The sequence below is a fragment of the Pseudomonas oryziphila genome, assembly GCF_003940825.1.
Taxonomy (GTDB): Bacteria; Pseudomonadota; Gammaproteobacteria; order Pseudomonadales; family Pseudomonadaceae; genus Aquipseudomonas; species Aquipseudomonas sichuanensis.
Map to the genome: position 1 here is coordinate 5,926,252 of NZ_CP034338.1, position 11,957 is coordinate 5,938,208.

The 11,957-nt window shown below is 63.5% G+C and carries 13 protein-coding genes and 1 pseudogene; 10 read left to right on the forward strand and 4 right to left on the reverse strand.

Annotated elements, in window-relative coordinates; genetic code table 11:
* Positions 1-5 precede the first annotated feature (5 nt).
* From dut to EJA05_RS27535, 7 genes and pseudogenes are all read left to right on the forward strand, one after another.
* On the forward strand, positions 6-461 hold the full coding sequence (gene dut, locus EJA05_RS27505; RefSeq protein WP_102684802.1) for a dUTP diphosphatase: 456 nt from the start codon (positions 6-8) through the stop codon (positions 459-461).
* A gap of 134 nt (positions 462-595) precedes the next feature.
* Positions 596-1,969 (forward strand): annotated as a pseudogene (locus EJA05_RS27510) (phosphomannomutase/phosphoglucomutase); the annotation flags it as partial.
* A gap of 30 nt (positions 1,970-1,999) precedes the next feature.
* Positions 2,000-2,905 (forward strand): acetylglutamate kinase, encoded by a 906-nt coding sequence (gene argB, locus EJA05_RS27515; RefSeq protein WP_110992003.1) that lies wholly within the window; start codon positions 2,000-2,002, stop codon positions 2,903-2,905.
* Between the two features lie 263 nt (positions 2,906-3,168).
* Positions 3,169-3,849 (forward strand): CsgG/HfaB family protein, encoded by a 681-nt coding sequence (locus EJA05_RS27520; RefSeq protein ID WP_110992002.1) that lies wholly within the window; start codon positions 3,169-3,171, stop codon positions 3,847-3,849.
* Between the two features lie 29 nt (positions 3,850-3,878).
* The gene (locus EJA05_RS27525; protein ID WP_125466059.1) at positions 3,879-4,247 is read left to right on the forward strand and encodes a DUF4810 domain-containing protein; all 369 of its coding nucleotides are present in this window, start codon (positions 3,879-3,881) and stop codon (positions 4,245-4,247) included.
* 8 nt (positions 4,248-4,255) lie between these two features.
* On the forward strand, positions 4,256-4,903 hold the full coding sequence (locus tag EJA05_RS27530; protein WP_223277235.1) for a DUF799 domain-containing protein: 648 nt from the start codon (positions 4,256-4,258) through the stop codon (positions 4,901-4,903).
* A gap of 151 nt (positions 4,904-5,054) precedes the next feature.
* On the forward strand, positions 5,055-5,264 hold the full coding sequence (locus EJA05_RS27535; RefSeq protein ID WP_110992000.1) for a hypothetical protein: 210 nt from the start codon (positions 5,055-5,057) through the stop codon (positions 5,262-5,264).
* 55 nt (positions 5,265-5,319) lie between these two features.
* Here EJA05_RS27535 and pyrE read toward each other — a convergent pair whose 3' ends face one another.
* Complete coding sequence (pyrE, locus tag EJA05_RS27540; protein WP_125466060.1) at positions 5,320-5,961, reverse strand: orotate phosphoribosyltransferase; 642 nt, start codon at positions 5,959-5,961, stop codon at positions 5,320-5,322.
* Positions 5,962-6,041: 80 nt separating this feature from the next.
* On the opposite strand from pyrE, the gene EJA05_RS27545 reads away from it, so the two are divergent.
* Positions 6,042-6,821 carry an exodeoxyribonuclease III gene (locus tag EJA05_RS27545; protein ID WP_110991998.1) on the forward strand — a complete coding sequence of 260 codons (780 nt, stop codon included), beginning with the start codon at positions 6,042-6,044 and terminating at the stop codon, positions 6,819-6,821.
* A gap of 139 nt (positions 6,822-6,960) precedes the next feature.
* Here EJA05_RS27545 and rph read toward each other — a convergent pair whose 3' ends face one another.
* The gene (gene rph / locus EJA05_RS27550; RefSeq protein WP_110991997.1) at positions 6,961-7,683 is read right to left on the reverse strand and encodes a ribonuclease PH; all 723 of its coding nucleotides are present in this window, start codon (positions 7,681-7,683) and stop codon (positions 6,961-6,963) included.
* Between the two features lie 227 nt (positions 7,684-7,910).
* Here rph and EJA05_RS27555 point away from each other — a divergent pair, with 227 nt between their 5' ends.
* Both EJA05_RS27555 and gmk read left to right on the forward strand, forming a co-directional pair.
* Complete coding sequence (locus EJA05_RS27555; RefSeq protein ID WP_125466061.1) at positions 7,911-8,774, forward strand: YicC/YloC family endoribonuclease; 864 nt, start codon at positions 7,911-7,913, stop codon at positions 8,772-8,774.
* A gap of 14 nt (positions 8,775-8,788) precedes the next feature.
* Positions 8,789-9,409, forward strand: coding sequence for a guanylate kinase (gene gmk, locus EJA05_RS27560; protein ID WP_125861117.1), 621 nt, complete (start codon positions 8,789-8,791; stop codon positions 9,407-9,409).
* Positions 9,410-9,522: 113 nt separating this feature from the next.
* Here gmk and EJA05_RS27565 read toward each other — a convergent pair whose 3' ends face one another.
* Complete coding sequence (locus tag EJA05_RS27565) at positions 9,523-11,070, reverse strand: APC family permease (protein WP_125861119.1); 1,548 nt, start codon at positions 11,068-11,070, stop codon at positions 9,523-9,525.
* 107 nt (positions 11,071-11,177) lie between these two features.
* Complete coding sequence (locus tag EJA05_RS27570) at positions 11,178-11,957, reverse strand: gamma-glutamyl-gamma-aminobutyrate hydrolase family protein (RefSeq protein WP_125861121.1); 780 nt, start codon at positions 11,955-11,957, stop codon at positions 11,178-11,180.

Here is an 11,957-nt window from a genome sequence, read left to right on the forward strand (position 1 = left end):
GTTACATGCACGCTCTTCAAGCCAAGATCCTCGACCCACGCCTGGGCACCGAATTCCCCCTGCCGCAGTACGCCACCCCCGGCTCTGCCGGCCTGGACCTGCGCGCCCTGCTCAAGGAGGACACCGTCCTCGAGCCTGGCCAGACCCTGCTGATCCCCACCGGCCTGTCGGTGTACATCGGCGACCCGGGCCTGGCGGCGATGATCCTGCCGCGCTCGGGCCTGGGCCATAAGCACGGCATCGTGCTGGGCAACCTGGTCGGCCTGATCGACTCGGACTACCAGGGCGAGCTGATGGTCAGCTGCTGGAACCGCGGCAGCACGCCGTTCACCATCACCGTCGGCGAGCGCATCGCGCAGCTGATCCTGGTGCCGGTGGTGCAGGCGCATTTCGACATCGTCGAGCAGTTCGACGAGACCCAGCGCGGCGCTGGCGGCTTCGGCCACTCAGGCACTCGCTGAGGCAACAGCAGACCGTTCGGGCCATGGATGGCGAACTCTCTGGCGAAACCGCCGTCCAAGCGTTCAGTTTGCGCCTGCCCAGAAGCCTTTGACTTATGGAGTCCCCAGAGATGAACGACATGGCCCACCTGGTCCCCGCACTGCCCGACAGCATCTTCCGCGCCTATGACATCCGCGGCGTGGTCGGCAAGACCCTGCACGCCGAAACGGCCTACTGGATCGGCCGCGCCATCGGCGCCCAAACCCTCGCCCAGGGCGAACCACAGATCTCGGTAGGCCGTGACGGCCGCCTGTCCGGCCCGATGCTGGTCGAGCAACTGATCAAGGGCCTGGTCGAGGCCGGTTGCCAGGTCAGCGATGTCGGCCTGGTGCCGACCCCGGCGCTGTACTACGCCGCCAACGTGCTGGCCGGCAAGTCGGGGGTGATGCTCACCGGCAGCCACAACCCGTCGGACTACAACGGCTTCAAGATCGTCATCGCCGGCGACACCCTGGCCAACGAACAGATCCAGGCCCTGCTGACCCGCCTGAAGACCAACGACCTGACCCGTGGCGATGGCCATGTGGAAAAAGTCGAGATCCTCGAGCGTTACTACCAGCAGATCGTCGACGACGTGAAGCTGGCCAAGCGCCTGAAGGTGGTGGTCGACTGCGGCAACGGCGCCGCTGGCGTGATCGCCCCGCAATTGATCGAGGCGTTGAACTGTGAGGTGATCCCACTGTTCTGCGAGGTCGACGGCAACTTCCCCAACCACCACCCGGACCCGGGCAAGCCTGAGAACCTGGAAGACCTGATCGCCAAGGTGAAAGAGACCGGCGCCGATATCGGCCTGGCCTTCGACGGCGACGGCGACCGCGTGGGCGTGGTGACCAACACCGGCAGCATCGTCTACCCCGACCGCCTGCTGATGCTGTTCGCCCAGGACGTGCTGTCGCGCAACCCGGGCGCCGAGATCATCTTCGACGTCAAATGCACCCGCCGCCTGACCCCGCTGATCGAACAGCACGGTGGCCGCGCGCTAATGTGGAAGACCGGCCACTCGTTGATCAAGAAGAAGATGAAACAGACCGGCTCCTTGCTGGCCGGCGAGATGAGCGGTCACATCTTCATCAAGGAACGCTGGTACGGTTTCGACGACGGTATCTACAGCGCCGCGCGCCTGCTGGAGATTCTCAGCAAGGCCGGGCAAAGCGCCGAAGACCTGTTTGCCGCGTTCCCCGATGATATTTCCACGCCGGAAATCAACATTGATGTGACCGACGAGGGTAAATTCAGCATCATTGATGCTCTGCAACGCGACGCCGACTGGGGCGATGCCAACCTGACCACCATCGACGGTGTGCGGGTCGACTACGCCCACGGCTGGGGCCTGGTTCGCGCCTCCAACACCACACCGGTGCTGGTGCTGCGCTTCGAGGCCGACAGCGCGGCAGAACTCGACCGTATCAAGGCTGTATTCCGCACGCAGTTGCTGCGGGTCCAACCAGGCCTGCAACTGCCGTTCTGACGACTATCCGTTCCTTACCTGGAGCCCTGCATGACCCTCGATCGCGATGCCGCTTCCCATGTAGCCGAGGTTTTGTCCGAAGCACTGCCTTACATTCGCCGCTTCGTCGGCAAGACCCTGGTGATCAAGTACGGCGGCAACGCGATGGAAAGCGAGGAGCTCAAGACGGGCTTCGCCCGTGACATCGTGCTGATGAAAGCCGTGGGCATCAACCCGGTGGTCGTGCATGGCGGCGGCCCGCAGATCGGCGACCTGCTCAAGCGCCTGTCGATCGAGAGCCACTTCATCGACGGCATGCGCGTCACCGACTCGGCGACCATGGACGTGGTGGAAATGGTCCTGGGCGGCCAGGTCAACAAGGACATCGTCAACCTGATCAACCGCCACGGCGGCAGCGCCATCGGCCTGACCGGCAAGGACGCCGAGCTGATCCGTGCGCGCAAGCTCACCGTCAGCCGCCAGACCCCTGAGATGACCCAACCGGAAATCATCGACATCGGCCATGTAGGCGAGGTCGAGAGCGTCAACACCGACCTGCTGAACATGCTGGTCAAAGGCGACTTCATCCCGGTGATCGCGCCGATCGGCGTGGGCAAGAACGGCGAGTCGTACAACATCAACGCCGACCTGGTCGCCGGCAAGGTCGCTGAAGCGCTGAAGGCCGAGAAGCTGATGCTGCTGACCAACATCGCCGGCCTGATGGACAAGCAAGGCCAGGTACTGACCGGCCTGACCACCGAACAGGTCAACGAACTGATCGCCGACGGCACCATCTACGGTGGCATGCTGCCGAAGATCAAGTGCGCGCTGGAGGCGGTGCAGGGCGGTGTGAACAGCTCGCACATCATCGATGGCCGCGTGCCCAACGCGGTACTGCTGGAGATCTTCACCGACAGCGGCGTGGGCACCTTGATCACCAATCGCAAGCGTCACTGATCCAGCTGTAACCCTGTTGCGGGGCAAGCTCGCTCCCACCTTGGCACCTCAAGGTGAGAGCAGGCTTGCCCCGCGATGCTTTTACTGGCCATCGCGGCCGGATCGCTACACCGCCCGCAGTGCATTCGATCGGATATACAAAAAAGATGGCCTTGAGCCATCTTTTTTCATTTTTCGCCATCAATTTACTGGTTAAGCTGTCGCATCAACGTGGCAGAATGCAGCCCTGTTGCAAATAGTTTTTATTTACCTGGAGAACACGCGTGAAATACGCATCACATGGACTCGTGCTGGCAGCCGCCCTGGCTGTCGGGTCCCTCGCCGGCTGTGCCACTGAAACCTCCACCGCTGTTGCCGTGCAACAGGTCGAAAGCGTCAACCGCCCTTACAGCGGCGTGCGCACCCCGATTGCCGTGGGCAAGTTCGACAACCGCTCCAGCTACATGCGCGGCATCTTCTCCGACGGCGTCGATCGCCTGGGTGGCCAGGCCAAGACCATCCTCATCACCCACCTGCAGCAGACCAACCGTTTCAACGTGCTGGACCGCGACAACATGGGCGAGATCCAGCAGGAAGCTGCCATCAAGGGCCAGGCTCAGCGCTTGAAAGGCGCCGACTTCGTGGTCACCGGCGACGTCACCGAATTCGGCCGCAAGGAAGTCGGTGATCACCAGCTGTTCGGCATCCTCGGCCGCGGCAAAACCCAGATCGCCTACGCCAAGGTTGCACTGAACATCGTCAATATCAGCACCTCGGAAGTGGTCTACTCCAGCCAGGGCGCGGGTGAATACGCCCTCTCCAACCGCGAGATCATCGGCTTCGGCGGCACCGCCAGCTATGACTCGACCCTCAACGGCAAGGTCCTCGACCTGGCCATGCGCGAAGCGGTCAACAAGCTGGTTGGCGCCGTCGAAGGCGGCCAGTGGAAGCCACAAGCCCAGTAACACCTGGATTGCGACAAGGAAGACGTACGATGAGCATCATCCCCCAAGGCCGGCGCACCGTCGCCGCCCTGCTGCTGGGCAGCGCGCTGCTGGCCGGCTGCAACTCGCACAAAACGCTGTATCAGTGGGAAAGCTATCAGCCCCAGGTGTACAGCTACCTCAAAGGTGACGCCAAGGAAGAGCAAATCACCGCCCTGGAGCGTGATCTGGAGAAGATCAAGGCCAAGAACGGCGCGGTACCGCCGGGTTACCACGCACAGCTGGGCTTGCTGTATTCCAGCCTCGGCAAGGATGACCAGATGATTCAGCAGTTCCGCACCGAGAAGGCGCTGTTCCCTGAATCGACGGCCTACATGGACTTCCTGATGAAAAACGCCAGCAAAGGGGCCAAACAGTGATCAAGCGCCTGACCCAACTGATCGTCGGTGCCTGTGTGCTGGCGTTGTTCGCTGGTTGTGCCGAGCGCAAGACCATCGACTATTCGGCTTACAAGCAGAGCCGTCCAAAATCGATCCTGATCCTGCCGCCGCTGAATGAATCGCCTGACGTGAAGGCGACTTACAGCATGCTCTCCCAGGTCACCTACCCACTGGCCGAAGCGGGTTACTACGTGATGCCGGTGGCACTGGTGGACGAAACTTTCCGCCAGAACGGCATGACCACGCCGGCCGACATCCACCAGTTGCCGACCGGCAAGCTGCACGAGATCTTCGGTGCCGACGCGGGCTTGTATGTCACCGTCAGCGACTACGGTACCCGCTACATGATCCTCAGCAGCGCGACCATCGTCACCGCCAACGCCAAGCTGGTCGACCTCAAGACCGGCGCCACCCTGTGGACCGGCAGCGCCACCGCGTCGAGCGAGGAAGGCCGGCAGAACCAGGGCGGCCTGATCGGCATGCTGGTGGCTGCGGCGGTCAACCAGATCATCAGCAGCGTGCAGGATGACGCCGGTTACCCGATTGCCGGCATGACCAGCGCGCGCCTGCTGTCGCCTGGTCCTAACGGCGGGATCCTGTACGGGCCTCGTTCGCCAAAGTACGGTACGGATTGACACAGTAAAGGCGACCCAAGGGTCGCCTTTTTCATCTCTGTGTAGCGCGCTGTTCAGCGGGAAAAGTCCTACTAAAACGACGGACGCATACTACAACCGCTGTCTTTATCGGCTGCCTATCATTGCCGCTTCCAACAAAGGAGATGCAGCTATGACGCAGAAAGCCCTGGTCAAATACGGCAGCGATGTATCCGCCGGCACGTACTCGTGCGCAGATTGCGGCCACAAATACTCCAACCAGAGCAAGACCTCGCTTCCACCTTGCCCCCACTTCAAGCCTGCTACCCACCCACTGCGTGGCTGGAAGATCTTGAGCGGCCAGGGCGACGCGGTGCAGGACCCTTACCCGAACGGCCGTTGAATGCGCGGAAATAAAAAAGGCGACCCTGAGGTCGCCTTTTCTTTGCACGTTCGCGTCAGATGCCGTACTTGGCGCGATACGCCTCGACCGCCGGCAAGTGCTGCTTGAGTTGCGGATCGTCGGCCAGGAACTCCAGCACCTGGGTCAGCGACACGATGCTGACTACCGGAATGCCAAAGTCGCGCTCGACTTCCTGAATCGCCGACAGCTCGCCGTTGCCGCGCTCTTCGCGGTTCAGTGCGATCAGCACGCCAGCGGCCTTGGCCTGCTGGGCGTTGATGATCTGCATCACTTCACGGATGGCGGTACCGGCGGTGATCACGTCGTCGATGATCAGCACGTCACCGGCCAGCGGGGCGCCAACCAGGCTGCCACCTTCGCCGTGGTCCTTGGCTTCCTTGCGGTTGAAGCACCATGGCACGTCGAGCTGGTGGTGCTCGGCCAGTTGCACCGCCGTGGCCGCCGCCAGAGGGATGCCCTTGTACGCCGGGCCGAACAGCACGTCGAACGGGATCTTGCTGTCGACGATGGCCGCCGCGTAGCAACGCCCCAGCTGCGCCAGGGCGGAAGCTGTGTTGAACAGGCCGGCATTGAAGAAGTACGGGCTGGTACGCCCCGATTTCAGGGTGAATTCACCGAAGCGCAGAACGCCGCGATCGATGGCAAAACGAATGAAGTCGCGCTGATACGGCTGCATAAAAGGTCCCGGACACCACGGATTTAGCTAAATGTGTTGAGCTCGGGTATCATACACGCACGAGATTTTTGGGGCCATTTATGCGGATCATCAGTGTGAACGTGAATGGCATTCAGGCTGCAGCCGAGCGTGGATTGCTCAGCTGGCTGCAAGCCCAGAATGCCGACGTCATCTGTCTTCAGGATACCCGCGCCTCGGCCTTTGAACTCGACGACCCAGCTTTCCAGCTCGATGGCTATTTCCTTTACGCCTGCGACGCGGAGGTGCCCACCCAAGGTGGCGTGGCACTGTACTCGCGCATGCAGCCCAAGGCAGTCATCACCGGCCTGGGCTTCGAGACAGTTGACCGTTACGGGCGCTACCTGCAGGCAGATTTCGACAAGGTAAGTATTGCCACGCTGCTCCTGCCTTCGGGCATGAACGGCGATGAAGACTTGAACCAGAAGTTCAAGTTGATGGACGACTTCGCCAAGTACCTGGACAAACAGCGTCGCAAGCGTCGCGAATACATCTATTGCGGCTCGTTCTACGTGGCGCAGCAGAAGCTCGACATCAAGAACTGGCGCGACAGCCAGCAGTCGGTCGGCTTCCTGCCGCCAGAGCGCGCCTGGATGGACGCGATCACCGGCGAGATGGGCTACGTCGATGCACTGCGCGAAGTCAGCCGTGAAGGCGACCAGTACAGCTGGTGGCCGGACAACGAGCAGGCCGAGATGCTCAACCTGGGTTACCGGTTCGATTACCAGATCCTCACCCCAGGCCTGCGCCGCTTCGTGCGCAATGCACGCCTGCCGCGCCAGCCACGCTTCTCCCGGCACGCGCCGCTGATCGTGGATTACGACTGGACGTTGACCATCTAATAAACCAATGGGGCCGCTTCGCGCCCCATCGCCGGCAAGCCGGCTCCCACAGCGACTGCGTAGACCTTAAGTCATGCGCCGTACCTGTGGGAGCTGGCTTGCCAGCGATGGGCCGCAAAGCGGCCCCACTTGCTATCTGTCAGTCGGCCAGTGCGGCGTTCTGCAGCTCGAAGATCTCGCCCATGCCTTTTTGCGCCAGCGCCAGCATGGCGTTGAAGTCTTCCGGCTGGAACGGCGCACCTTCAGCGGTGCCCTGCACTTCGATGAAGCCACCGGCGCTGGTCATGACCACGTTGAGGTCGGTCTCGGCGGCGGAGTCTTCCAGGTAGTCGAGGTCGAGCACCGCTTCGCCCTGGTACATGCCCACCGATACGGCGGCGATCATGTGCTTGAGCGGGTTACCGCCCTTCAGGCCGCCACGCTTCTTGATCACGGCCAGGGCATCGCACAGGGCGACCATGGCACCGGTGATCGAGGCGGTACGGGTACCGCCGTCGGCCTGGATCACGTCGCAGTCGACGTACAGGGTGATATCGCCGAGCTTGCTCATGTCCAGCGCAGCGCGCAGGGAGCGGCCGATCAGGCGCTGGATTTCCAGGGTGCGGCCACCTTGCTTGCCACGGCTGGCTTCACGCTGGTTACGCTCGCCGGTGGAGCGCGGCAGCATGCCGTACTCGGCAGTCAGCCAACCTTGGCCCTGGCCTTTGAGGAAGCGGGGAACACCATTTTCGACGCTGACCGTGCAGATGACCTTGGTGTCACCGAACTCGACCAGTACCGACCCCTCGGCGTGCTTGGTGTAGTTGCGGGTGATGCGGATCGAGCGGAGCTGATCGGCGGCGCGACCACTTGGACGTTTCATCTGGGATACCTGTACTGGGACTTTAAATCTGCCGAGCATTATAGAGCCCGTCGCCCCGCGAAGACATGCCTATCGTCGCACCCGGCGCAGCCTGTCGCCTTTTCCGACCACGGCGGCGGGGCAGCGGTAGCATGGCCGGATTGGGCGCCCGGGCCGCACTGCGCTACAATCCTGCGCCTTGCAGCCGTAAGGCTCCCCCGTTCACCCGATTACGCGAGGTACTCCCCATGGTGCACAGCATGACCGCCTTTGCCCGCGCCGAACGCGCCGGCAGCCAAGGCACCCTGGTCTGGGAGCTGCGCTCGGTCAACCATCGCTATCTCGAACCCCACCTGCGCCTGCCCGAAGCCCTGCGCGACCTCGAAGGCGCAGTGCGCGAAGGCCTGCGCCAAGGGCTGTCGCGGGGCAAGGTCGAATGCACCCTGCGCCTGAACGAAGACAGCACCGGCAAGCCGCTGCAGGTTGACCGTGAACGCGCCGCGCAACTGGTCGCCGCCGCCGAGACCGTCGCCAGCCTGATCAAGCAACCGGCGCCGCTCAACCCGCTGGAAGTCCTGGCCTGGCCGGGCGTGCTGGTGGCCGACGCCAGCGACCCCCAGGCCCTCAACGCCGAAGCCATCGCCCTGTTCGACGAAGCGCTGGCCGAACTCAAGGCCGGACGCCTGCGTGAAGGTGCCGAGCTGGCCCGGCTGATCAACGAGCGCCTGGACAGCATGGCCAGCGAAGTGGCCACCCTGCGCACCCAGGTGCCACAGATGCTGGCCGTGCAGCGGCAGAAGATCCTCGACCGTTTCGGCGACATGCAGGCTGAGCTCGACCCGCAGCGCCTGGAGCAGGAGATGGTGCTGCTGGCACAGAAGAGCGACGTTGCCGAAGAGCTCGACCGCCTCAGCACCCACGTCACCGAAGTGCGCCGGGTGCTCAAGTCCGGCGGTGCCGCCGGCCGGCGCCTGGACTTCCTGATGCAGGAGCTCAACCGCGAAGCCAACACCCTGGGCTCCAAGGCCTTTGACCCACGCAGCACGCAGGCGGCGGTCAACCTGAAGGTGTTGATCGAGCAGATGCGTGAACAAGTACAGAACATCGAGTAAGGCCACCCCCGACCATGAACCACAGCAGCGGCACCCTCTACATCGTTTCGGCACCGTCCGGCGCCGGCAAGACCAGCCTGGTCACCGAGCTGATCAAGCAGGATCCACACGTTCGCGTGTCGGTCTCGCACACCACCCGCGCCATGCGCCCGGGTGAGGCGCACGGGGTGAACTACCACTTCGTCGTCCACGAGGAATTCAAGGCACTGATCGCCCAAGGCGACTTCCTCGAGCACGCCGAGGTGTTCGGCAACTTCTACGGCACGTCGCGCAGCGCCCTGCAGGAAACCCTCGACCAGGGCTTCGACCTGATCCTCGAGATCGACTGGCAAGGTGCCCAGCAGGTACGCAAGCTGATGCCCGAAGCGCGCTCGATCTTCATCCTGCCGCCCAGCCAGCAAGCCCTGCGCCAGCGCCTGGACGGCCGCGGTCAGGACAGCGAAGAGATCATTGCCGGGCGCATGAAGGAAGCGGTCAGCGAGATGGAGCACTACGACGAATACGAGTACGTCATCATCAATGACGAGTTCGACGTGGCGCTGGATGATCTGAAAGCAGTGTTCCGCTCGAACCGGCTTCTGCTCAAGAAACAGCAACAGCGCCATGAGGCGCTGCTGAAACAGCTGATCGGCTGAAGATAGCCGGGGCCTCTGCGAGGCCCTATCGCTGGCAAGCCAGCTCCCACAGGGTTAATGCTGCTTTTGTGGGAGCCGGCTTGCCGGCGATGGGCTGCAAAGCAGCCCTGTCCTTATTCCTGCAACTGAATGGTCGCCTGCTGACGCAGGGTGGCCCCCAGGAAGTACGCCGGCGCCCGCAACCGCGAGAGCAGCATCAGCACGATGCCCAGCGCCGAGATGATCGCTGCGATCACGAACACCAGGCCCAACCCGCCGACATGCGAGCCGCTGCCGAAGTCCGGCGAAGCGCTGTCGATCGCGGTGCGCGCGAAGATCACCGACAGGATCACCCCACCCAACAGCGGGCACACGCCGCGCATGAAGAAGTGGCGCACGCTGGTGAACAGGCTGTGGCGGAAGTACCACACGCAGGCGAACGCGGTCAGCGAGTAGTAGAAGCAGATCATCATGCCCAGGGCGGTGATGGTGTCAGCCAGCACGTTCTCGCTCAGGGTGCGCATGGTCACGTAGAACAAGGCCGCGGCCACGCCGGCGCAGATGGTGGCGTAACGCGGGGTCTGCGAACGCGGGCAGACGCTGGCGAAGCGCTGTGGCACGGCGCCGTAGTAACCCATGGCAAGCAGGGTGCGCGCCGGCGACACGAAGGTCGACTGCAACGATGCGGCAGTACTGGCCAGCACCGCGATGGACATCAGGATTGCCAGCGGGCCCATCACCGGGCCGGCCAGGTGGGCAAACACGTTCTCCTGGATACGCGGGTTACCCAGGCCCAGGCCAGTGTCGCTGATCCCGGCGAACTGCAGGGTGGCGATGGCAGTGAGCAGGTACAGCATCAGGATCAGCAATACGGTCCAGGTGGCCGCCTTGCCCGGCACCTCGTCACTGCCGACGGACTCTTCGCTGACGGTCAGGCACACGTCCCAGCCCCAGAAAATGAAGATCGACAACGACAGGCCGGCGGCGAACGCCGAGAACGACTCGACCCCGAACGGGTTGAACCAGGCCAGGTCGAAGGCCAGCGGCGGAGGTGCCGTGGATTCGCTGAACGCGGCGAAGGCAAAGCCGATCAGCACCATCAGTTGCAGGGCCACCAGGCCATACTGCACCGTCATGGTCGTCGCCATGCCGCGACAACAGATCCACACCGCCAGGGCGATGAACACGCAACAGGTGGTGACGTTGATCAGCAGGTTGTCTGCCAGGGCCGCCAGCTCCTGGGTGCCGGTGATCTGGGCCAGGAACAGGTAGAAGAAGTCGACGGCCACGCCCGCCAGGTTGGACAGCACGATGGTGGTGGCGACCACCAGCCCCCAGCCGCCGATCCAGCCGATCATCGGGCCGAACGCCCGCGCCGACCAGGTGAAGGAGGTGCCGCTGTCCGGCTCCGCCGAGTTCAGCTCGCGGTAGCCCAGGGCCACCAGCAGCATCGGCAGGAAGCCGACGATGAACACCGCCGGCAGGTGGGCGCCGACTTCGCGCACGGTCGGGCCGAGGGCGCCGGTCAGGGTATAGACCGGGGCAATGGTGGAGATGCCCAGCACCACGCTGGCCAAAAGGCCCAGGCGGCCCTTGGCCAGGCCTTTGCTGGCGCCTTGGGTGTTGTTGCCCGAGTCGGCTGCCACATCAGGTGGGCGGCCGGCTTCTGTGTAATTGCTCATGAGTATTTGCCGTAACTATTGGAATTGTTCTCACAGGCCCGCCGTAGAGGGCCCGCTTTCACTCATTGAAAGCTTGCGGTGGGGGCACGGTCATCCTCGACCTTCGGCTAACGCCCGAATGTTTTCGAGCGCACACCCTCCCGTGCAGCGTGGGCAATGCAGGCCTCGCGGAACGCCTCGAACAGGCGCAGCGAAACCGGGTTTTCGGCGTAACGCCATTCCGGGTGCCACTGCACACCGAGCACCAGGCCCGGCGCGCCCGGCATCGACACCGCTTCGATCAGGCCATCCGGGGCCCGTGCCTCGACACGCAGGCCAGGGGCCAGACGGTCGATGCCCTGGCTGTGCAGCGAGTTGACCTCGAACTGCGCCGCCAGGCCCAGGCGCTCGAACAACCCGCCTGGTGCAACAGCGACGGGGTGACGAGGGCCGTATTGCACCTCCAGGGGTGCGTCCTCAGGTTCACGGTGGTCCAGGTAGCCGGGCAGTTCCTGCACCCGCTGGTGCAAGGTGCCGCCAAGGGCCACGTTCAATTCCTGGAAGCCACGACAAATGCAGAACACCGGTACCCCGGCGGCAATCGCCGCCTGCAGCAACGGCAAGGTCAGGCGGTCACGCGCAAGGTCGTGGCGGGTGCCTGCCGCGCTGGGCGCGCCATTGTAATGATGCGGCTCGATATTGGAAGGCGAGCCGGTAAACAGAATGCCGTCGAGTTGCGCCAGCAGCGCCTGCGTGTCGCTGCCGCCATCACGGGCCGGCAGGATCAGCGGCAGGCCGGCAAAGCCTGCGGCCTCGACATACTTGTCGCCCACCGTGTGCGACGAGTTCTTCCCCACCTGCTGACGGCAGGCGCTGACACCGATCAAGGGGACCGCAATTGCGCTCAT